The organism is Flavimobilis marinus, assembly GCF_900113055.1.
Lineage (GTDB): Bacteria > Actinomycetota > Actinomycetes > Actinomycetales > Cellulomonadaceae > Flavimobilis > Flavimobilis marinus.
Map to the genome: position 1 here is coordinate 348,939 of NZ_FONZ01000001.1, position 21,409 is coordinate 370,347.

The window sequence follows — 21,409 nt, forward strand, 5'->3', positions numbered from 1 at the left end:
TGAGACGCCAGCAGCCGCGCGGCACCGGAGGTGGCTAGGGTGAAGCGATGCCCGTCGAGCTAGGAATGCCACGACCGCGTGCGGAACCCGCACCAGCGCCGGCCCCTGCCCCCGCGGCGGGCGCGGTCGCGGACCGGCCCGCGACGCCCGCGCTCGTGGATCGCTATGGCCGCGTGGCGCGAGACCTGCGGGTCTCCCTGACCGACCGGTGCAACCTGCGGTGCGAGTACTGCATGCCCCCCGAGGGCTTCGAGTGGCTGCCGGGCGCCGACGCGCTGAGCGACGACGAGGTCATCCGGCTCGTGCGGGTCGCGGTCGAGCGCCTCGGTATCCGCGAGATCCGCTTCACCGGCGGGGAGCCCCTGCTGCGCAAGGGCCTCGAGCGCATCATCGCCGCGACGTCGGCGTTGCGCACCGCCGACGGCGCAGCACCCGAGACCTCGCTGACGACGAACGGGCTGGGGCTCGAGCGGCGCGTCGACGGACTCGTCGCGGCAGGGCTCACCCGCATCAACGTGTCCCTGGACTCGCTCGACCGCGAGACCTACGCCGCCATGGCCCGGCGCGACCGGCTCGCCGACGTCCTCGTGGCCCTCGACGCCGCGCACGCGGCCGGGCTGCGCCCCGTGAAGATCAACGCCGTCCTGATGCGCGGCCGCAACGAGCACGAGGCCCCCGACCTCCTGGACTTCGCGCTGCGCAAGGGCTTCGAGCTGCGCTTCATCGAGCAGATGCCGCTCGGCCCGCCGGACTCCTGGGCGCGGGGCGGCATGGTCACCGCCGCCGAGATCCTCGCGTCGCTCACCGCGCGCTTCACGCTCGCCGAGACCGACGCGCGCGAGCGCGGCTCGGCGCCGGCCCAGCGGTGGGACGTGGCCGCGGACGGCGACCGGCCCGGTGGCTCGGTCGGCGTGATCGCGTCCGTGACCCAGCCCTTCTGCGGCGCGTGCGACCGGACGCGCCTGACGGCCGACGGGCAGGTCCGCACCTGCCTGTTCTCCCGCACCGAGACGGACCTGCGCGGGATGCTCCGCTCCGGCGCCGACGACGCGGCGGTCGCCGAGGCGTGGCGCACGGCCATGTGGGGCAAGCTGCCCGGTCACGGCATCGACGACCCCGGCTTCCTGCAGCCCGAGCGCCCCATGAGCGCGATCGGAGGATGACATGACATCGAGCTCGACGACGGCGCCGACCATCGGGGTGCAGGTCCGGTTCTTCGCGGCGGCGGCCGAGGCCGCCGGGACCTCGCACGAGCAGGTCGCCCTGCCCGACGGAGGCACGGGCGCCGACCTCGTCGCCGCGCTCGGCGCAGCCCACGGCGAGGCCCTGGCGCGGGTGCTCGCGATCTCGAGCCTGCTGGTCGAGGGCGTGGTCGCCGAGGACCTCGCGGCCCCGCTCGCCGCGCCGGGCACGGCGTCCCTGCGCGTCGACGTGCTGCCCCCGTTCGCCGGAGGCTGACGTGCCCCTGCCGCCGCGCGTCCAGCCCGGCCCCCCGCTCACCGCCGCGCAGAAGCAGCGCTACTCGCGCCACCTCCTGCTCGACGGGCTGGGGGAGGAGGGGCAGCGCCGTCTGCTCGCGTCCCGGGTGCTCGTCGTCGGTGCGGGCGGGCTCGGTTCGCCGGCCCTGCTGTACCTCGCCGCCGCGGGCGTCGGCACGATCGGGATCGTGGACGACGACGTCGTGGACGTCTCCAACCTGCAGCGCCAGGTGGTCCACGCGACGGCCGACGTCGGGCGTCCCAAGGTGGACTCCGCGGCCGAGCGCGTCCAGGCGCTCAACCCCGACGTCGTCGTCGAGCGGCACCGGGTGCGCCTGACGCAGGACAACGCCCGCGAGCTGCTGCGCGGCTATGACGTCGTGCTCGACGGCACGGACAACTTCCCCACGCGCTACCTGGTCGACGACACGTGCGCCGTGCTCGGCATGCCGTTGGTCTGGGGGTCGATCCTGCGGTTCGACGCCCAGGTGGCGGTCTTCTGGTCACGCCCGCCCGGGACGGTGCCCGGCGTGACGCTGCGCGACCTGTTCCCTGCGCCTCCGCCCCCGGGGACGACGCCGTCGTGCGGCGAGGCCGGCGTGCTGGGGGCGATGTGCGGACAGGTCGGGTCACTGATGGCCGCCGAGGCCGTCAAGCTCCTGACCGGGATGGGCGAGACGCTGCTCGGCCGCGTCGCGGTGCTCGACGTGCTCGGTGCCCGGTGGAGCGAGATCCCGCTCGCGCCGCGGCCGGCCGCGCGCGCCGCCGCCGCGGGGACCGGAGCCGCTGCGGTGCCCGCCCCGCAGCGGGACGTCAGCCCGGCCCCGGCGGCGCTGATCACCGCGGCCGGTCTCGCGCGGCGGCTCGCCGACCGGGAGGGGGGCCGGGACACGCTGGTCGTGCTCGACGTCCGGGAGGCTGCGGAACGGACGATCGTCACGATCCCCGGGACCGCGCACATCCCGCTCGGCGAGGTGCTGGCCGATCCTGAGGCCGCGCTGCGACGCGTGCGCGCCGGGGACGAGGCGTGCGACGTCGTCGTGCACTGCCGCAGCGGCCAGCGCTCGGCGCAGGCGGCGCACGCCCTCGCCGCGACGGGGGCGTCCGTCCTCGACCTCGACGGCGGGGTGCTGGCGTGGGTGCGTGACGTCGACCCGTCCCTGCCGACGTACTGATCCTGCCTGACCCCCCCCGACGAACGGAGCAGCCCTGGTGATCACCGTCGAGCAGCACCTCGCGCACGTGCTCGGTGCCCTCGCGCCGCTGCCCGCCCGGACCGTGCCGCTGGCGGACGCGTACGGCTGCGTGCTCGCGGAGGACGTCGTCGCGCGGCTCGCCGTGCCCCCCTTCGACAACTCGGCCATGGACGGGTACGCCGTGAGGTCCGACGACGTCGCTGCCGCCTCCGCCGAGCAACCGGTGCGGCTGCGCGTCGTCGGCGACGTGCCCGCCGGGTCGACCGCTCGACCGGTCGTCGAGCCGGGCGCCGCGGTGCGGATCATGACCGGCGCGCCGGTCCCGCCCGGGGCCGACGCCGTCGTCCCCGTCGAGGACACGGACCAGCCGCCCGGTCCGGGGGCCGGCAAGGCGCTGCCCGCCGTGGTGCTGATCGCGCGCGGCCCCGCTGCGGGGCGTCACGTCCGGCACGCCCAGGAGGACGTCGCCCCGGGTGACCTCGTGCTGGCCGGGGGCACGGTGCTCGGGGCGCGGCACCTGTCGGCGGCCGCGTCCGTGGGCTACGGCTCCCTGCGGGTACGCCCGCGCCCGCGCGTCGGCGTGCTCGCCACGGGCGCCGAGCTCGTGGCGCCGGGGGAGCCGCTGCGGCACGGGCAGATCCCCGACTCGAACTCGACGCTCATGCACGGCCTGGTGCAGGAGTCAGGGGTCGAGGCCGTGGACCTCGGCGCCGTGGACGACACCCCTGACGCGCTCCGCCGGGTCCTCGACCAGGCGCTCGGACGCGTGGACGCGATCGTGACGAGCGGCGGCGTGAGCGCGGGTGCCTACGACGTCATCAAGGAGGTGCTCGAGCCGCTCGGTGCCGTCCGGTTCGTCAAGGTCGCGATGCAGCCCGGCAAGCCGCAGGGCTTCGGGCTGCTCGAGGCGCCCGGTGCGGCGCCTGCCGTCCCGCTGTTCGCGCTGCCGGGCAACCCGGTGTCGGTGTTCGTCAGCTTCCACGTCCTCGTGCGCCCGGCGCTCGCGAAGATCCGTGGGGGCGGCTCGGCCGTCCCGCTGCGCGACGCCGTCGCCGCCGTCGGGTGGACCTCGCCCCCGGGCCGCCAGCAGTACGTGCCCGTGGTCCTCGACGCGGAGCCGGACGCGTCCGGGCGCGTTCGCGTCCGGCCCGCCACCTCCGGCGGCTCCGGCTCCCACCTGGTCGCTTCGCTCGCGCTCGCGGACGCGCTCGCGGTCGTGGAGCCGCAGACCGACCGGGTCGACGCGGGGGACGCCGTACGCGTCATGATGATCTCGTGAGCAACTCTGAGCCGTCCTTCACCCACCTCGACGCCGCAGGCCACGCCCGCATGGTCGACGTCACCGCCAAGACGCCCACCGTGCGCGAGGCCGTCGCCACCGGCGAGGTGCGCTGCAGCGCCGAGGTCCTGACGGCGCTGCGCGACGGCACCGTCCCCAAGGGCGACGTCCTGGCCGTCGCGCGCATCGCCGGCATCGCCGCGGCCAAGAAGACCCCCGACCTGCTGCCGCTCGCGCACGTGATCGGTGTGCACGGCGTCGTGCTCGACCTCGAGCTGCGCGAGGATCACGTGGCTATCCGCGCCGCCGTGCGCACGGCCGACCGGACGGGCGTCGAGATGGAGGCGCTCACCGCGGTGTCGGTGGCCGCGCTCGCCGTCGTCGACATGGTCAAGGGCGTCGACCGCTCGGCGGAGATCACGGCGGTGCGGGTGGTGGCGAAGTCCGGCGGGCGCTCGGGCGACTGGCACCGACCGGAGGCGGCCGGACCGCGGTGAGCGCGCCGACCTTCGACGCCGTCGTCCTGGCGGGAGGCACGGGGCGCCGCCTCGGTGGTGCCTCCAAGCCGGACGTCCAGCTCGAGGGTCGACGCCTGCTCGACCACGCGCTCGACGCGACCCGCGGAGCTGCGGCGGTCGTCGTCGTCGCGCCCGAGACCGTGGCGGTGCCGCCGGAGGTCCGGCGCACGCTCGAGTCTCCGCCCCTCGGCGGGCCGGCTGCCGGGATCGCCGCCGGCCTCGCGGCGCTGGGGGTGGCCCGCGAGCCAGCGCCCCTCGTCCTCGTCCTGGCCTGCGACGTGCCGCGCGCGGCGTCGGCGGTCCCGGCGCTGGTGACCGCGACGGTCGGCAGCATGGCGGACGGCGCCTGCCTCGTGGACCCCGCGGGGCGGCGCCAGTGGCTCGTCGGTGTCTACCGCCGTGCGGCGCTCGAGCGACGGTTCGCCGCCGCCCCCGACGGCGCGGGCGGCCTCGGCGTCGGGCGTCTTCTCGAGGGCCTGACCCTGCTCGCCGTCCCGGCCGTCGGCACGCAGGCGCTCGACGTCGACACGTGGGGCGACCTCGCGCGCCTCGGGGGCGAGGGGGCCGGCTCCGGTATCGACCCGGTGTCCTGACCTGTGGAGATGACACCTCTTGGTTGATCTGTCATCGACCGCCGCATTCGCTGGCCTTGCCCGGCGGACCCCGTTACGGTGACGTGAGACACGTTCCTCGGGACGTGGGTTCCCGATGACGGAGGTCAGACCGTGACGGACGCAGCATCGACGCAGCGACCAACGACCGCCCCGCCCGAGCGAGCCCCCGACGCGCCCGCAGGGCCGGCCACCTTGATGCTCGTCCTCGCGACCCTCGGCTTTCTCGTGAACTTCTGGGCGTGGGCCCTGATCGGCCCCCTGGGCAGCACGTACCGCGACGCCCTGGACCTCACCGCCTTCCAGGTCTCGCTCGCGGTCGCCGTGCCGGTCGTCGTCGGCTCGCTCGGACGCATCCCGGTCGGCGCGATGACCGACCGCTACGGAGCCCGGACCATGTTCCCGGCGGTGAGCATCCTGACCATCGTGCCGACGCTCTTCGTCGGGCTCCTGGCCGACAGCTTCGTGCTGCTGCTGATCGGCGGCTTCTTCCTCGGGCTCGGCGGCACGGCCTTCGCGATCGGTGTCCCGTTCGTCAACAGCTGGTACCCCCCCGAGCGGCGCGGTACCGCCCTCGGGCTCTTCGGCCTGGGCATGGGCGGCACGGCCATCGCGGCGTTCACGACCGTCGCGATCGCGGACCGGTTCGGCCGGCCCGCGCCGTTCATCCTCGTGAGCGTCGTCCTCGCCGTCTACGCCGTCGCGTCCCGGCTCCTGCTGCGCGACCCCGGCGCACGGCCGGTGCAGCAGGGCTCGGTGCTCGCCCGGACCTGGGCCACGTTCCAGCTGCGCGCCACGCGCCAGCTCTCGCTCATCTACGCCATCGGGTTCGGGGGGTTCGTGGCGTTCAGCGTCTACCTGCCGACGTACCTCGTGAACGCGTACGGCCTGACGACGTCCGACGCCGCGCTGCGCACCGCGGGCTTCGTGGTGCTCGCCGTGGTCGCCCGGCCCGTCGGCGGGATCCTCTCCGACCGCTGGCATGCCGTCCCCGTCCTGGTCGCCTGCTTCGTCGTGGCTGCCGCGATGGCGGCGCTCGCCGCCACGAAGGTCGAGCTCTTGCCTGCCGGCACCGTCGCCTTCCTCGGGCTCGCCGCCACGCTCGGGGCGGCATCGGGCGCATGCTTCGCGCTCGTGGCCGAGCTTGCCCCCGCAGGGACCGTCGGTGCGGTGACCGGCATCGTCGGCGCGGCCGGAGGTCTCGGTGGGTTCTTCCCGCCCCTGGTGATGGGCGCCGTCTACGGAGCGACCGAGGAGTACACGTGGGGCCTGGTGCTCCTCGCGCTGGCCGCGATCGGCGTCGCCGCGTTCACGTGGGGCCCGGTCCGCCGCGCGTCGCGAGGTGGCGGCTGAGGAGATCTCGTACGAGCGTCCGCACGACCCGCGTCCAGCGAAGGGACACCCGCATGACCGCCGACCCGGCCCAGAAGAAGCGACCGACCTCCGAGCGCCCGGAGGCGCCGTCGAGCACGGACGGGCCGGTGATCGACGCGCTCCTGCGCACCCGGCGCTTCCTCAAGCCGACTGAGGTCTCCGCAGACCTGCGCACGCTCTACCAGATCGGCAAGCGCGACGCGGACACCTTCTACCGTGACCGCTGGAGCCACGACAAGGTGGTGCGGTCGACGCACGGCGTCAACTGCACCGGCTCCTGCTCGTGGAAGGTGTACGTCAAGGACGGCATCATCACCTGGGAGTCCCAGCAGACCGACTACCCGAGCGTGGGCCCCGACCGCCCGGAGTACGAGCCGCGCGGCTGCCCGCGCGGGGCTGCCTTCTCCTGGTACACCTACTCGCCGACGCGCGTGCGCTACCCGTACGTCCGCGGCGTCCTGCTCGAGATGTACCGCGAGGCCAAGGCGCGCCTCGGTGACCCGGTGCTGGCGTGGGCGGACATCGTCTCCGACCCCGAGCGCTCCCGCCGTTACAAGGCGAACCGCGGCAAGGGCGGCCTGGTGCGCGCGACGTGGGACGAGGCGACCGAGATGGTCGCGGCGGCGCACGTGCACACGATCAAGGCGTACGGCCCCGACCGCGTCGCGGGGTTCTCGCCGATCCCGGCGATGTCGATGGTCTCCCACGCCGCCGGCTCGCGGTTCTACTCGCTGATCGGCGCCCCGATGCTGTCGTTCTACGACTGGTACGCGGACCTCCCGGTCGCCTCGCCCCAGGTGTTCGGCGACCAGACGGACGTCCCCGAGTCCGGCGACTGGTGGGACGCGGGCTACCTGATCATGTGGGGCTCCAACGTCCCGGTGACCCGCACCCCGGACGCGCACTGGATGGTCGAGGCCCGGTATCGCGGCCAGAAGGTCGTGGCGGTCTCGCCCGACTACGCGGACAACGTGAAGTTCGCGGACGAGTGGCTGGCCGCCCACCCCGGCACGGACGGCGCGCTGGCGATGGCCATGGGGCACGTGACGCTCAAGGAGTTCTTCGTCGACCGCCAGGTCCCGTACTTCGACGACTACGTCAAGAAGTTCACGGACCTGCCGTTCCTCATCCGCCTCGAGGAGTCCGGCGACGGCTACGTGCCCGGCAAGTTCCTCACCGCCGCGGACCTCGGTGAGGACAGCGAGCACGCCGAGTTCAAGACCGTCCTGGTGGACGCCGCGACGCAGGAGGCCGTCGTGCCGCCCGGCTCGCTGGGCTTCCGGTTCGGCAAGGAGGGCGAGGGCCGCTGGAACCTCGACCTCGGCGACACCGACCCCCAGCTCAGCCTCTACGGGACGCCGGGCGCGGAGCCCGTCGCGCTCGAGCTGCCCCGCTTCGACGCCCCCGACGGGCATGCCGAGGCCGCGCCGCGTGGCGTCCCCGCCCGGCGCGTCGGCGGGTACCTCGTCACCACGGTGTTCGACCTCCTCCTCGCGCAGTACAGCGTCGGACGCCCGGGCCTGCCCGGCCAGTGGCCCACGGGGTACGACGACGCGAGCCAGCCCGGCACGCCGGCGTGGCAGGAGACCATCACCGGCGTGCCCGCAGCCAAGGCCGAGCGGATCGGGCGCGAGTTCGCCGCGAACGCCGAGGAGTCCCGCGGGCGGTCGATGATCCTCATGGGCGCGGGCACCAACCACTGGTTCCACTCCGACACGATCTACCGGACGTTCCTCACGCTCACCACGCTCACGGGCTGCCAGGGCGTCAACGGCGGTGGGTGGGCGCACTACGTCGGGCAGGAGAAGGTCCGCCCGATCACCGGCTACAACCAGGTCGCGAACGCGCTCGACTGGTCCCGCCCGCCGCGCCACATGACGCAGACCGCGTACTGGTACCTGCACACCAACCAGTTCCGCTACGACGCGTTCGGGGCCGACGCGCTGTCCTCGGCCCAGAGCGCGGGCCGGTTCGCCGGGATGAGCACCGCCGACGTCCTGGCCCAGGCCTCCCGGATGGGCTGGACGCCGTCGTACCCGACCTTCGACCGCAACCCGCTCGACCTCGCGGACGAGGCGGAAGCCTCGGGGCAGAGCATCGGCGAGTACATCCCGGCACAGCTGAAGGCCGGGACGCTCGGGTTCGCCGGTGAGGACCCGGACGCCCCGGAGAACTTCCCGCGCGTGCTGACCGTCTGGCGTGCCAACCTCCTGGGCAGCTCCGGCAAGGGCAACGAGTACTTCCTCAAGCACCTGCTCGGCACCGACGCCTCGGTGCGGGCCACCGAGGCGCCCCCGGAAGCCCGACCGAAGGACGTCGTCTGGCGCGACGAGGCCCCGACGGGCAAGCTCGACCTGCTCCTCTCGCTGGACTTCCGCATGACGAGCACGACGATCTTCTCCGACGTCGTCCTCCCCGCAGCCACCTGGTACGAGAAGCACGACCTCAACACCACGGACATGCACCCGTTCGTGAACTCGTTCTCCCCGGCCATCTCCCCGCCGTGGCAGACGCGCACGGACTTCGACGCGTTCGCGACGATCGCGAAGAAGTTCAGCCAGCTCGCGGAGCAGCACCTCGGCACGCGACGCGACGTCGTGGCCTCGCCGCTCGCGCACGACACGCCCGACGAGATGGCGAACCCGAGCGGCCGGGTGCTGGACTGGAAGCGCGGGGAGTGCGAGCCGATCCCCGGCAAGACCATGCCCAAGCTGACCGTCGTCGAACGCGACTACGGCGCCGTCGCCGCGAAGATGGGCGCGCTCGGCCCGCTCGTCGACACCCTCGGCCTGACCACCAAGGGCGTGACCTTCGAGGTCGCGCGGGAGGTCAAGTACCTGGGTGACAAGAACGGCCGGGTGCGCGGCGGCGTCGGCGACGGACGCCCGTCGCTCGCGCGGGACGTCGACGTGTGCGAGACGATCCTCGCGCTGTCCGGCACGACCAACGGGCACCTGGCCACCCAGGGTTTCCGGACGCTCGAGAAGCGCACGGGAGTCAAGCTCGCGGACATGGCGGCCGAGCACGAGGGCAAGCAGGTCACCTTCAAGGACACCCAGGCGGCGCCGACGACGGTGATCACCTCGCCCGAGTGGTCCGGCTCGGAGTCCGGCGGGCGGCGCTACTCCCCGTTCACCATCAACGTCGAGCGGCTCAAGCCGTGGCACACGCTGACCGGCCGGCAGAGCTTCTACCTCGACCACGACTGGATGGTCGAGATCGGGGAGTCGCTGCCCGTGTTCCGGCCGCCGTTGAACATGCCCGCGCTGTTCAACGAGCCGGAGATCGGCAGCACGGGCGAGCTTGGGATCACGGTGCGCTACCTGACGCCGCACAACAAGTGGTCGATCCACTCCGAGTACCAGGACAACCTCCTGATGCTCAGCCTGTCCCGCGGTGGTCCGACGATCTGGATGAGCCAGGAGGACGCCGCGAAGGTCGGCATCAAGGACAACGAGTGGATCGAGGCGGTGAACCGCAACGGCGTCGTCGTCGCGCGTGCGATCGTCTCGCACCGCATGCCCGAGGGGACGGCGTACATGTACCACGCCCAAGATCGATTGATCGACGTGCCGCGGTCCGAGACCTCGGGGAAGCGCGGCGGCATCCACAACTCGCTTACCCGGCTCCTGATGAAACCGAGCCACCTGATCGGCGGGTACGCACAGCTGTCGTACGCGTTCAACTACATCGGCCCGACCGGTAACCAGCGCGACGAGGTCACCATGATCCGTCGCCGCTCGCAGGAGGTGCAGTACTGATGAGAGTCATGGCTCAGATGTCCATGGTGATGAACCTGGACAAGTGCATCGGCTGCCACACCTGCTCGGTCACGTGCAAGCAGGCCTGGACGAACCGCACCGGCGTCGAGTACGTCTGGTTCAACAACGTCGAGACCCGTCCCGGGCAGGGGTACCCCCGCACGTACGAGGACCAGGACAAGTGGCAGGGCGGCTGGGTCGTCAACAAGCGGGGCAAGCTCAAGCTCAAGCAGGGCGGGCGCCTGAAGAACCTCGCGACGATCTTCTCGAGCCCCAAGCTGCCGGCGCTCGACGAGTACTACGAGCCCTGGACGTACGACTACGAGAACCTGACGAACGCTCCCGTGCAGGAGCACACGCCGGTCGCCCGGCCGCGCTCGCTCATCACGGGTGAGGACACGAAGATCCGGTGGAGCGCGAACTGGGACGACGACCTCGCCGGGAGCCCGGAGCTCGTGCCCGAGGACCCGATCGTCAAGAAGATCTCCGACAAGGTCAAGCTGCAGCTCGAAGAGACCTTCATGTTCTACCTGCCGCGGATCTGCGAGCACTGCCTCAACCCCTCGTGCGCGGCGTCGTGCCCCTCGGGCGCGATCTACAAGCGCGAGGAGGACGGGATCGTCCTCGTGGACCAGGACGCGTGCCGGGGCTGGCGCAAGTGCGTGACGGGGTGCCCGTACAAGAAGATCTACTTCAACCACCGGACCGGCAAGGCCGAGAAGTGCACGTTCTGCTTCCCGCGCATCGAGGTCGGGCTGCCGACGATCTGCTCGGAGACCTGCGTCGGGCGGCTGCGCTACATCGGGCTCGTCCTCTACGACGCGGACCGGGTGCTGGAGGCCGCGAGCATCACCGACGAGCACGAGCTGCTCGCCGCCCAGCGCAGCGTGTTCCTCGACCCGCACGACCCGGTCGTGATGGCCGAGGCCGAGCGTGCGGGCATCCCGCGCGACTGGGTGGACGCTGCGCAGCGCTCACCGATCTGGCGGCTCATCAACGACTACGAGGTCGCGCTGCCGCTGCACCCGGAATACCGCACGATGCCGATGGTCTGGTACATCCCGCCGCTGTCGCCCGTGGTCGACGTCGTCGCGGAGACGGGGGAGGACGCGGAGGACAAGCACAACCTGTTCGCCGCGATCGACACCCTGCGCATCCCCGTGGAGTACCTGGCCGAGCTCTTCACGGCGGGGGACACCAAGCCCGTGACCGCGGTCCTGAAGCGTCTCGCGGCCATGCGCTCGTACATGCGGGACATCAATATGGGGCGCGACGGCGATCCGGCGATCGCGGAGGCCGTCGGCATGGACGGCGACTCCATGTACGAGATGTACCGGCTGCTCGCGATCGCCAAGTACGAGGAGCGGTACGTCATCCCGCCCGCGCACGCCGAGCAGGCGCACGGGCTGGAGGAGCTCGCGACCGAGTGCAGCCTCAACTACGAGGGCGGCCCCGGCATGGGCGGTTCCGGGCCGTTCGGCGAGGGCTCGGGAAGCAACTCTCCCCTGGCGGTGGAGAACTTCCAGATGCTCCGGGAACGCCAGACGACGGAGTTCCCCACGGACCCCGCGGACAAGGCCAGCCGCGTGAACCTGCTGAGCTGGGACGGCAAGGGGTCTCCGGTGCCGCCCAAGGCCTCAGAACCGGAGCCGAAGCCGTGAACCGCGTCGAGCGGGGGAGGGCGGCCAAGCGCCTCGCCACGGACGAGCACGCCGCGGTGCACCGAGTCGCGGCCCTGCTGCTCGACTACCCGGACGAGGAGCTCGTCGCGCAGCTCCCCGCGATCCACGAGGTCGTGAGCGGGATGTCGGCGCGGTTCCGAGACCCGCTGACGCGCCTCGTCAGCCACCTCGCGCGCGTCGACGTGCGCGAGGCCGCTGCGCACTACGTCGCGACGTTCGACCACCGCAAGCGCTGCTGCCTGTTCCTCACGTACTACGCGCACGGGGACACCCGGAACCGCGGCGTCGCGCTCGTGACGTTCAAGCAGGCGTACCGGGCTGCCGGCGTCGAGCTCGCGCAGGACGAGCTCCCCGACCACCTCTGCGTGGTGCTCGAGTTCGCCGCCACCACCGATCGCGTCGAGGGCATCCGCCTGCTGCTCGCGCACCGGGCCGGGCTCGAGCTCCTGCGCATCGCGCTGCTCGAGGCGAGATCGCCCTACGCCGACGCGCTCGTCGCGGTCTGCGGGACGCTGCCGCCCCTCGAGGGCGACGAGCTCGAGGCCGTGGCGCGCCTCGCTGCCGACGGCCCCCCGGAGGAAGAGGTTGGCCTCGACCCGTACTCGATCCCGCAGCACCAAGGAGCCTGACCGTGACGACGTCCGACTACATCCTCTGGCTGGTCATCCCGTACGTGACGCTCGCCTTCTTCATCCTGGGGCACATCTGGCGGTACCGGTACGACAAGTTCGGCTGGACCACGCGGTCGTCCCAGCTGTACGAGAGCCGGCTGCTGCGCTGGGCGAGCCCGCTGTTCCACTTCGGGATCCTCGCCGTCTTCCTCGGGCACGTCATGGGTCTCGTGATCCCCAAGAGCTGGACCGACGCCGTCGGGCTCTCGGAGGAGGCCTACCACGTGCTGGCCGTCGGCATCGGCGGGATCGCCGGCTTTGGCACGCTCGTGGGGGCGGCGCTGCTGATCTACCGCCGGCGGACCGTGGGTCCGGTGTTCCGAGCGACCACCAAGATGGACAAGGCCATGTGGTTCATGCTCGGCCTCGTGATCCTGCTGGGCCTGTGGAACACCGTGGCCGGCTCCGTGCTGAACCTCGGTGGGCACTACAACTACCGGACCGGCGTGTCCGAGTGGTGGCGCAGCGTCTTCTACTTCAACCCGAAGCCCGAGCTCATGGCCGAGGCGCCGCTGGGCTTCCAGCTGCACGCGCTCGCGGCCATGGCCCTGTTCGCTATGTGGCCGTTCACCCGACTCGTGCACGTCTTCAGCGCGCCGCTGTGGTACCTGTGGCGCCCGTACGTCGTCTACCGGCGCCGTACGGATCGGCTCGGTGCGCGCGCCACCCGCCCTGGCTGGGAGCGCAGCGGAGCGGGCCGCCGCTAGCCGCTGGACCGCGCGACCGCGGGACCGTGACTTCGTGACTCTGGCGCGACTTCGTGAGTTCTAGGTCGCGAAGTGGCGGTCGAAGTCACGAAGTCGCGAGGGTTGGCGGCGCGGGCCGCGTCGGACGCAGGAGGCGGGCGAGCAGCAGGCCGAGGACGACGGCGGCGGCGAGGTTCCACACCGCTCCCACCACCCCGACCCCGAGTGCGACCGCCCACGCGCGCCACCCGCGCAGGTCGCGCAGCAGCAGCACGTGCATCACCCCGGCGACCGCCAGCAGCGCGGCGGCGACGGCCACCGGGAACGCGGGCAGGACGCCGGCGAGCCCAGCCCCGGCGCCGACGGCCAGCACCAGCAGCGTCAGTCCCATGAGGAACGGCGCCCGCCACGTCCGCGCGCCGAACGCGTGGTGGGCGCTCATGCCCCCTGCGCCGTGGCACACCGGCATCCCGGAGACGGCGCCCGCCACGAGGTTGGCCGCGCCCAGGGACCGTGCCAGCCGCGCTGGCGTCACCCGACGCCCAGCGTCGCCGAAGTAGGTCCGCGCGGCGTCGGCCGGAGCCAGGCAGGAGTTCGCGAAGGTCAGCGGCAGTTGCGGCAGGACGAGGGCGACGGCGGCGGTGGTGAACGAGCTCCACGTCAGCGCAGGGAACGTCATTGGTGACGGGCCGAGCGTCAGCGCGTCCCCGCCCAGCACGACGGCCGTCGCGATCGCGCCGACGACGACGAGGAGGATGGCGCGCCCGCGCAAGACCAGCAGCACCAGGAGCAGGACAGCCGCCGCGACCTGGGTCGCGCCCCGGTCCGCCTGGTGCGTGAAGGTGGGCGGTGGAGCGGTGACCAGGCCCCAGGCGATCTTGGCGAACAGGAGACCGACCGAGAGCTGGATCCCGCGGATCACCGGGACGGGGAACACGCGTGCGACGCGGTTCAGCAGGTCGCCGCGCCCGAGCACCAGGAACGTCGCGCCCATGAGCAGGGCGCCGGCGGCGATCACGTCGGGGCCGAGGCCGGCGGCGATCGCGATGGCCCCGAACGCCTTGAGCGGCTGCACGGCGACCGGGAGCCGGTAGAGCGGCGCCACCGCCAGGTACAGCAGCGCGGCGGGCAGGAGGACGGCCGTCGGGCTGAGGCCGTTGGCCACGATCAGCGCCACCGCGATGGGGACGAGGACGCCCAGGTCAGCGACAGCGCCGGACGCCTCGCGCCACCACAGTCGCCCGGGAGCGAGAACGCTCTGCCCGGAGGTCATGGGCTACGCCGAGCCCGTCCACTCGTGGGTGCCGTCGGGGAAGACCTGCCGCTTCCACACGGGCAGCCGCCGCTTGACCTCCTCGACGAGCTCGCTCAGCGCCGCGAACGCTTCCGCGCGGTGGGACGCGGAGACTGCGGCGACGAGCGCCGCGTCGCCGACGACGAGGTCCCCGACCCGGTGCACCACCGCCACCGCATGGACGGCGTGCCGGGCCGCGACGTCGGCGGCCACCTCGGCGACGACGTCGGACGCGCTGGGGTGAGCGACGTACTCGATACCGGTCACCGCGCGGCCACCGTCGTGGTTGCGCACGACGCCCGCGAACGTCACGACCGCGCCAGCGGCCGCGTCGTCGACAGCGTCCTGCACGAGCGCGACGTCGAGCGGAGCATTGCTCACGCCCGCGAGCGGGACCCGCGTCATGCCGGGGCGCTCGACGCCGGCCACTCGCGCGCGAGGCGGGAGAGCGTCTCGATGCGGGCGCCGACGGCGGCGGCCTGGTCCTCGACGGATCGGGCTCCGTCGCGCGCGCTGGCGAGCCCGAGCAGGAACGCGGTGAGCGGCGCGGCGGGGCGGCTCGGACCGTGTGCGACGTCGCGGATGAGGGCGAGCAGCGGCCCGGTGGTCTGCGTCATGAGCTCGCGGTCGACGCCCAGCTCGGCGCAGACCTCGTCGAGCCACGCGTTCATCGCGGCCATCTTCTCGCGCTCGCCAGTCATGCGACCGACCCTAGCCGCCGACACTCATGCGTGCCGATGGTCGCCACCGTCGAGCTGGTCGAGGACGTGCCCGGCGAGCGGGAGCAGGACGTCGAGGCCTTCGTCGACCGCCCGCACCGACCCGGGCAGGTTGACGACGAGCGTGGACGCGCCCGCGATGCCGCAGACGCCCCGGCTGAGCACCGCCGTCGGAAGATTCCGGGCGCCGTGGGCGCGCAGCGCCTCGGCGATGCCCGGCAGCTCCTTGGCCAGCAGCGGGCGGGTGCCCTCGGGGGTCACGTCGCGCGGTCCGACGCCGGTCCCGCCCGTCGTGACCACCAGTCTGGCCCGCGCGTCGATCGCCTCAGTGAGGGCACTGCGGACGTGCTCCGCGCCGTCGGGCACGACGACGGGGGCGCCGACGCGGTAGCCGGCCGCGCGCAGGCGTTCGACCGCGCGCGGCCCCGACGCGTCCGCGCGCGTGCCGGCGGCGCTGCGGTCGGACACGGTGACGACGACGGCGAGCACAGCCTCGTCGTCGGCTGCCGGTGGTGGGGCTAGGTTCACGGCGTGCTCCCGTCGTCGTCGAGCCCTCCGTGCCGAAGGGCTGCGCCCATCATGCGCGACGGTGCGCCGGGTGCGCGAGGACGCGGGTTACGTTGGTGGTCTGAGACGCGCGCTCTCGTGTGCGCCACGAGCCGGAGGATTGCGTGACCGACCACATCCCGACCGACGTGCAGACCGACGCCCCCGCCGCGCGTCACGGCGCAGCGACGTCCGTCGACGCTGGCGCAGCGGACTGGAACGCGCGCGGCCGCACCGTGCGCCGCGACCCGTTGGCCGCGTATGACGAGATGCGTGGGCGCTGCCCGGTCGCGCGCGGCACGGACGGTTCCTGGACCGTGTTCACCCACGCCGACGTCATGGCCGTCGCGCTCGACCACCACACGTTCGCGAACGGCGTCTCCGCGCACCTCCAGGTGCCCAACGGGCTGGACGGCGCCGAGCACTCCGCCTTCCGGGCCGTGATCGACCGCTACTTCACGCGCGAGCGCGTGCGGGCGCTCGAGCCGCAGGTCCGCCAGGTGGCGGAGGACCTCGTCGCGAGCCTCGACGTGCCCGGTGCGGTGGACGCCGTGGCGCTCGGCTCCCGGTTCGCCGTCCGCGCGCAGAGTGCCTGGCTCGGCTGGCCGGCTGAGATCGAGGACGAGCTGCTGCAGTGGGTCCGGGACAACCACGACGCCACGCGCTCGGGTGACCGCGCGCGGACGGCCGAGGTGGCCGAGCGGTTCGACGCGATCATCCGCGCGCTCACCGCGGTGCGGCGCGAGCCGGACGCGCCCGACGACGTCACCACCGCGCTCGTGCGCGACCAGGTGGACGGGCGTCCGCTCACGGACGACGAGATCGTCTCGATCCTGCGCAACTGGACGGGCGGGGACCTGGGCTCGATGGCCTTGTGCGCCGGCGTCGTGCTGACGTACCTGGCCGACCACCCTGACTTGCAGGCCCGGCTCCGCGCGGGCGTCAGCGACCGCGAGCTCGACGCCATCTGCGACGAGATCCTGCGGATCGACGACCCGTTCGTCAGCAACCGGCGCGTGGCCACCGAGCCGGTGACGCTGGGCGGCCGGGAGATCGCCGCGGGGGACCGCGTGGTGCTGAGCTGGACCGCGGCGAACCGCGACCCGCGGATGTTCGGGGACGACCCCGAGGCTTTCGACCCCGCCGGCAACGCCCCGTACAACCTGGTGTGGGGAATCGGGAAGCACGTGTGCCCGGGGCGCCCGCTCGCGACGCTCGAGCTACGTGTCCTGGTCCGGGCGGTCGTCGCGGCGACGGAAGCGATCGACCCGGATCCAGACGGTGCCCGACGTCGGAGCCTCCCCCCGCTCGGCGGCTACGCCGAGGCACCGGTAATCCTCCGGTAGCTGGCCCCGGCGAACGCACGGGCGGGCCCCAGCCCTCCGCGAACCCGATAGTTCGGCCCCCGCTCCGATAGGAGGTGCTATCGGTCTCGGGACCGAACTATCGGACTCGGCGGAGTTGAGCGGTCTGAGCCGTTTGAGGGGGCGGGGGGGCTAGGGGGTTGCGCCTAGGTTGCCGGCCAGACGCTCGTGGCGGGCGGCGCTGTCGGGGTTCATGCCGACGATCCGCACGGTCTTGCCGCGCGCGCGGTACTTGGTCTCGATGGCGTCGAGCGTCGCCACGGTGGACGCGTCCCAGATGTGCGCCCGAGACATGTCGATGACGATGCTGCGCGGGTCGCCGGAGTAGTCGAACTGGTACACGAGGTCGTTCGAGGACGCGAAGAACAGCTCGCCCTCGACCGCGTACACGCGCTCGTCGTCGTCGTCCGAGGCATCGAGCCGGGTGACCGTGGTCAGGTGCGCGACGCGGCGGACGAACATCAGGGCCGCGACCACCACGCCGGTGAGCACCCCGTACGCCAGGTTGTGCGTGAACACGGTGACGAGCACGGTCGCGAGCATGACGGTGGTCTCCGACCACGGCATCCGACGCAGCGTCGCCGGGTGGATCGAGTGCCAGTCGAACGTGCCGACGGACACCATGATCATCACGGCCACCAGCGCGGCCATCGGGATGGCGCCGACGACGTCTCCCAGCCCGACGACGAGGATCAGCAGGAACACTCCGGCGAGGAACGTCGAGATGCGGGTGCGGGCGCCGGACGCCTTCACGTTGATCATCGTCTGGCCGATCATGGCGCACCCGCCCATGCCACCGAAGAACCCGGTGACGATGTTCGCGACGCCCTGCCCCCAGGCCTCGCGGGTCTTGTTCGAGTGCGTGTTGGTGACGTCGTCGACGAGCTTGGCGGTGAGCAGCGACTCGAGCAGGCCGACGAGCGCCATGGTGATCGCGTACGGCGCGACGATCTGCAGCGTCTCGAGGCTGAGCGGCACGCTCGGGATCAGCAGCTCCGGGAGCGACTCGGGCAGCTGGCCCTCGTCCTTGACGGTCGGCAGGGTCAGCGAGGCGGTGACGGTCACGAGGGTCAGCAGCACGATCGCGACCAGCGGCGCGGGCACCACCGTCATGACGCGCGGCAGGAACACCATGATCGCGATGCCGACGGCGACCATCGGGTAGACGAGCCACGGCACGTCCTGCAGGTGGGGCAGCTGGGCCATGAAGATGAGGATCGCGAGGGCGTTGACGAACCCGACCATCACCGACCGGGGGATGAACCGCATCATCTTCGCGACGCCGAGGAGGCCGAACGCGATCTGCACGAGCCCCCCGAGGATCACGGCGGCGATGAGGTAGTCGAGGCCGTGGTCGCGCACGAGCGGCGCGATCACGAGCGCGATCGCGCCCGTCGCGGCGGAGATCATGGCCGGGCGGCCGCCCACGAACGCGATGGTCACGGCCATGGTGAACGACGCGAAGAGCCCGACGCGCGGGTCGACGCCCGCGATGATCGAGAAGCTGATCGCCTCGGGGATCAGTGCGAGCGCGACGACCAGGCCCGCGAGGACCTCGGTGCGTAGGCGCCGCGGGGAGCGCAGCGCGGCACGCACCGAGTGCGCCTCGTCCGCCTCGGGCGCGGCGACGACCGGGACCGGGGCGGGCGCGGGGTCGGTCATCGCGAGGGCGTCGTCGTGCGCAGGCATAGGTGTCTCCGAGAAAGGTGGGGGGTGCCACGATGCTACGTGCCGGCTCTCCCGGAGCCGGGCGGGGCCGAGGCGCGGGCATAGTGTGGCGCCATGACTGAATCTCTGACCGGCAAGGTCGCCATCATCACCGGAGCGAGCAAGGGCATCGGTGCCAGCCTCGCTCGCCAGCTCCACGCGCAGGGCGTCAAGCTCGCGCTCGCGTCCCGCAGCGGGGACGACCTCGGGCTCGACGGCGTCGTCGCCCGGGCCGTGGACGTGCAGGACGCCGCGGCCGTCGCCGCGCTCGCGGACGAGGCCCGCGCGGAGCTCGGCCCGATCGACATCGCGGTCGCCAACGCGGGCGTGGGCCACTATGCGGACTTCCTCGACACCCCCGTGGACCGCATCGAGGAGATGCTCTCCACGAACGTCACCGGCACCATCAACCTCTACCGCGCGGTGCTCGGCCCGATGATCGAGGCGGGCCAGGGCGGCGACCTCATCACGGTCGCGAGCGAGGCGGGCCGCCGCGGCTTCCCCGGCGAGGCCGTGTACTGCGCGACCAAGTTCGCCCAGGTGGGCCTGACGCGCGCGCTCGACGGCGAGCTGCGTGAGCACGGGATCCGCGCGACGAACATCTGCCCCGGCGGCGTGCACACGGAGTTCGCGATCGACGGCGACCGCGGCCGCACCCACGAGGACCCGAACGTGCAGGCCATGATGGACCCCGAGGACGTCGCGGACCTGATTGTCTACACGCTCACGCGCCCGCGGAACATGCGCCTGCTCGAGGTCGCGCTGCGCCCGATGTCCGAGGCCTCCTGGGGCTGAGCCGCCCTAGAACGCCATCGAGGTGAGGTGGTCGGCGAACGAGCGCACGACGACGTCGCCGACCACCTGCACCTCGGCGGCCGTGAAGTTGGCCGACTGGGCTGTCGCCTCGAGCTCGTCGTTCCACAGCCACTCCCCGGTGACGGCGTCCTGGGCCGCGACGTTGCCGGTGCCGATGTTCATCTGGTCGACCCACAGGAGCACTCCGTCCACGGCCAGCGTGGGCGCGAGGGCGGAGCTCGCCAGGTCGACCCGCCACAGCTCGTCACCGGACTCCGGGCCGACGCCCACGGCCGAGATGTCGTACAGCCACGTGTCCAGACTGGTGGTGAAGGTCAGGCGGACGGCGACCTCCGGGCTCAGGTAGGTCTCGACGAGAGCGTCTGCTCCGGCTGTCGGGTCCCAGGTCCAGAGCTCACGCCCGGTGGCGTCGAAGGCCGTGTCGCCTACCCCGACCACCGGTGAGCGTTCCGTGCCGTCCAGCTGGGTCCACGGGCTTCCCTCCAGCTCGGTGCCGCCCGGCAGGGTCGTGACGGTGTTGTTGAACCCCACGCGGGTGGCGTGCGGCGCCAGCGGCGAGGTCGTGACCGGGCCGTCCGACGGGTGGAGATAGCCGCTCGCGTTCGGTGCGACGCCGCTGAAGCCGGTGAGCGCCGTGGTGGTCGACAGCACGACCGGTGGGGCCCAGAAGAGGACCGTGTCCTCGCGCACCGTGAGCTCGTGCTCGTAGACGCGGTAGCTGTCGAGCGGGTCCTTGCCGTCCTCGGGGGAGTAGGTGAGGCCCACCTCGGGGCCGGCAGCCCCGATGCCGCCGCGCGCCAAGCACGGGCTGTCGTCCGCGGTCCGTCCGGCGACGACCAGCTCCGCCGGGGTCCCCGACGCTCGTAGCGGGAGGCAGTCCAGCCCGGCCCAGCGGCCGAGCTCCTCGCCTGCGGTGACCGTGAGCACCACGGCGGTGTCGGGAGCCGGCGTCCCCAGGCCGCAGAACACGGCATGGCCACCGGAGATGTACTGGCACGCGCGGGCACCGGGCTCGGGCAGCCGCCACCGGACGTCACCCGTGCGGGCGTCGACGCCGACGACCATGGCGCGGTCGGTCGCGGCGCCGACGAGTGCGACGACGGTCGCCCCCGCGCTGGACGTGCCGTCGGCGGGCTGGAGGGCGAGGTCGACGCTGCCGGCGTACGGCTGGCCCTGCGCCGCGCTGGGCGCCCGGCCCACCTGGTCGGTGAGGTCGGCCGCGTCGAGGCTCCATCCCGGGCTCGGTTCGGTGCGGAGTGCGTCCGGCGGCAGAACCACCTCGTCGACGTCGAGCTCTGCGGGCGGCTGCTCGGTCTCGCCGGGTGCATCGTCGTCGGGTGGGTCCTCGGCGGGTGTCGTCGGCGCGGCCGGAGCGCTCGGTGCTGCGGGAGACGCGGTGGGCGTGGCAAGGGCGGTCGGTGGTGCCGGCGCGTCGTCGTCGTCCCCGAGCGCGTTGGCGACGATGCCACCCACGAGGAGCAGCCCGACCGCTCCGCCGGCGAACCACCAGCGGCGCGACGGGTGCCTCCCGGCGGCGCGATCCTCGCCCCCGTCAGCCCGGGGCGGTCCCTGGCCAGCGCCCAGGTCGATCTCGTAGGTCTGTGCGTCGTCGTCGGCGGTTCCCCCGTGTCCCGTCATGCTCAGGCATCCTGCCACGGCCAGCCGACACTGCCCAGGTCCCGCCTGTGGACAGCTCCGCGCTGCACG

Annotated in this window: 19 protein-coding genes; 13 read left to right on the plus strand and 6 right to left on the minus strand. The window is 72.8% G+C overall.

The features are described from left to right. The first annotated feature begins 47 nt into the window (after positions 1-47). From moaA to narI, 11 genes are all read left to right on the plus strand, one after another. Positions 48-1,163, plus strand: a complete 1,116-nt coding sequence (gene moaA / locus BMZ30_RS01580) for a GTP 3',8-cyclase MoaA (protein ID WP_093374440.1) — start codon at positions 48-50, stop codon at positions 1,161-1,163. A 1-nt stretch (position 1,164) separates the two neighbouring features. After that, entirely contained in the window at positions 1,165-1,458 is a 294-nt protein-coding gene (locus BMZ30_RS01585; RefSeq protein WP_093374442.1) for a MoaD/ThiS family protein, read from the plus strand. A gap of 1 nt (position 1,459) precedes the next feature. Next, positions 1,460-2,653, plus strand: a complete 1,194-nt coding sequence (moeB, locus tag BMZ30_RS01590) for a molybdopterin-synthase adenylyltransferase MoeB (RefSeq protein ID WP_093374444.1) — start codon at positions 1,460-1,462, stop codon at positions 2,651-2,653. Positions 2,654-2,690: 37 nt separating this feature from the next. Further along, a complete protein-coding gene (locus tag BMZ30_RS01595; RefSeq protein WP_093374446.1) occupies positions 2,691-3,953 on the plus strand; it encodes a molybdopterin molybdotransferase MoeA in 1,263 nt (420 codons plus the stop codon). Beyond that, entirely contained in the window at positions 3,950-4,450 is a 501-nt protein-coding gene (moaC, locus tag BMZ30_RS01600) for a cyclic pyranopterin monophosphate synthase MoaC (RefSeq protein ID WP_219810164.1), read from the plus strand. Before BMZ30_RS01595 ends, moaC begins: the two co-directional genes overlap by 4 nt. After that, positions 4,447-5,064 carry a molybdenum cofactor guanylyltransferase gene (mobA, locus tag BMZ30_RS01605; protein ID WP_219810165.1) on the plus strand — a complete coding sequence of 206 codons (618 nt, stop codon included), beginning with the start codon at positions 4,447-4,449 and terminating at the stop codon, positions 5,062-5,064. The genes moaC and mobA overlap by 4 nt, the downstream gene beginning before the upstream one ends. 132 nt (positions 5,065-5,196) lie before the next feature. Then, the gene (locus BMZ30_RS01610) at positions 5,197-6,435 is read left to right on the plus strand and encodes an MFS transporter (RefSeq protein ID WP_229828326.1); all 1,239 of its coding nucleotides are present in this window, start codon (positions 5,197-5,199) and stop codon (positions 6,433-6,435) included. A 53-nt stretch (positions 6,436-6,488) separates the two neighbouring features. Beyond that, positions 6,489-10,217 carry a nitrate reductase subunit alpha gene (locus BMZ30_RS01615; RefSeq protein WP_093374452.1) on the plus strand — a complete coding sequence of 1,243 codons (3,729 nt, stop codon included), beginning with the start codon at positions 6,489-6,491 and terminating at the stop codon, positions 10,215-10,217. After that, positions 10,217-11,878: a nitrate reductase subunit beta gene (narH, locus tag BMZ30_RS01620; RefSeq protein WP_093374454.1), complete on the plus strand. Its 1,662-nt coding sequence runs from the start codon at positions 10,217-10,219 to the stop codon at positions 11,876-11,878. The genes BMZ30_RS01615 and narH overlap by 1 nt, the downstream gene beginning before the upstream one ends. After that, the gene (gene narJ / locus BMZ30_RS01625; protein ID WP_229828325.1) at positions 11,875-12,528 is read left to right on the plus strand and encodes a nitrate reductase molybdenum cofactor assembly chaperone; all 654 of its coding nucleotides are present in this window, start codon (positions 11,875-11,877) and stop codon (positions 12,526-12,528) included. The genes narH and narJ overlap by 4 nt, the downstream gene beginning before the upstream one ends. 2 nt (positions 12,529-12,530) lie before the next feature. Further along, positions 12,531-13,277 carry a respiratory nitrate reductase subunit gamma gene (gene narI, locus BMZ30_RS01630; RefSeq protein ID WP_219810166.1) on the plus strand — a complete coding sequence of 249 codons (747 nt, stop codon included), beginning with the start codon at positions 12,531-12,533 and terminating at the stop codon, positions 13,275-13,277. A gap of 85 nt (positions 13,278-13,362) precedes the next feature. Here the strand turns inward: narI and BMZ30_RS01635 are convergent, their stop codons facing one another. From BMZ30_RS01635 to BMZ30_RS01650, 4 genes are read right to left on the minus strand one after another with little or no spacing between them, the layout of a single operon-like run. Further along, the gene (locus tag BMZ30_RS01635) at positions 13,363-14,529 is read right to left on the minus strand and encodes a putative sulfate/molybdate transporter (RefSeq protein ID WP_093374458.1); all 1,167 of its coding nucleotides are present in this window, start codon (positions 14,527-14,529) and stop codon (positions 13,363-13,365) included. A gap of 3 nt (positions 14,530-14,532) precedes the next feature. Next, on the minus strand, positions 14,533-14,955 hold the full coding sequence (locus BMZ30_RS01640) for a molybdenum cofactor biosynthesis protein MoaE (RefSeq protein ID WP_093375638.1): 423 nt from the start codon (positions 14,953-14,955) through the stop codon (positions 14,533-14,535). After that, complete coding sequence (locus BMZ30_RS13645; RefSeq protein WP_177191244.1) at positions 14,952-15,251, minus strand: DUF6457 domain-containing protein; 300 nt, start codon at positions 15,249-15,251, stop codon at positions 14,952-14,954. Before BMZ30_RS13645 ends, BMZ30_RS01640 begins: the two co-directional genes overlap by 4 nt. Before the next feature lie 24 nt (positions 15,252-15,275). After that, entirely contained in the window at positions 15,276-15,797 is a 522-nt protein-coding gene (locus BMZ30_RS01650; protein ID WP_229828323.1) for a MogA/MoaB family molybdenum cofactor biosynthesis protein, read from the minus strand. Positions 15,798-15,940: 143 nt separating this feature from the next. On the opposite strand from BMZ30_RS01650, the gene BMZ30_RS01655 reads away from it, so the two are divergent. Beyond that, entirely contained in the window at positions 15,941-17,161 is a 1,221-nt protein-coding gene (locus BMZ30_RS01655; RefSeq protein WP_229828321.1) for a cytochrome P450, read from the plus strand. Between the two features lie 150 nt (positions 17,162-17,311). Here the strand turns inward: BMZ30_RS01655 and BMZ30_RS01660 are convergent, their stop codons facing one another. Beyond that, positions 17,312-18,841, minus strand: coding sequence for a SulP family inorganic anion transporter (locus BMZ30_RS01660; protein WP_373296833.1), 1,530 nt, complete (start codon positions 18,839-18,841; stop codon positions 17,312-17,314). 120 nt (positions 18,842-18,961) lie between these two features. On the opposite strand from BMZ30_RS01660, the gene BMZ30_RS01665 reads away from it, so the two are divergent. After that, positions 18,962-19,681: an SDR family oxidoreductase gene (locus BMZ30_RS01665; protein WP_093374464.1), complete on the plus strand. Its 720-nt coding sequence runs from the start codon at positions 18,962-18,964 to the stop codon at positions 19,679-19,681. A gap of 6 nt (positions 19,682-19,687) precedes the next feature. On the opposite strand, the gene BMZ30_RS01670 is transcribed toward BMZ30_RS01665, so the two are convergent. Further along, a complete protein-coding gene (locus BMZ30_RS01670; protein WP_143073101.1) occupies positions 19,688-21,340 on the minus strand; it encodes an outer membrane protein assembly factor BamB family protein in 1,653 nt (550 codons plus the stop codon). Positions 21,341-21,409: the final 69 nt, after the last annotated feature.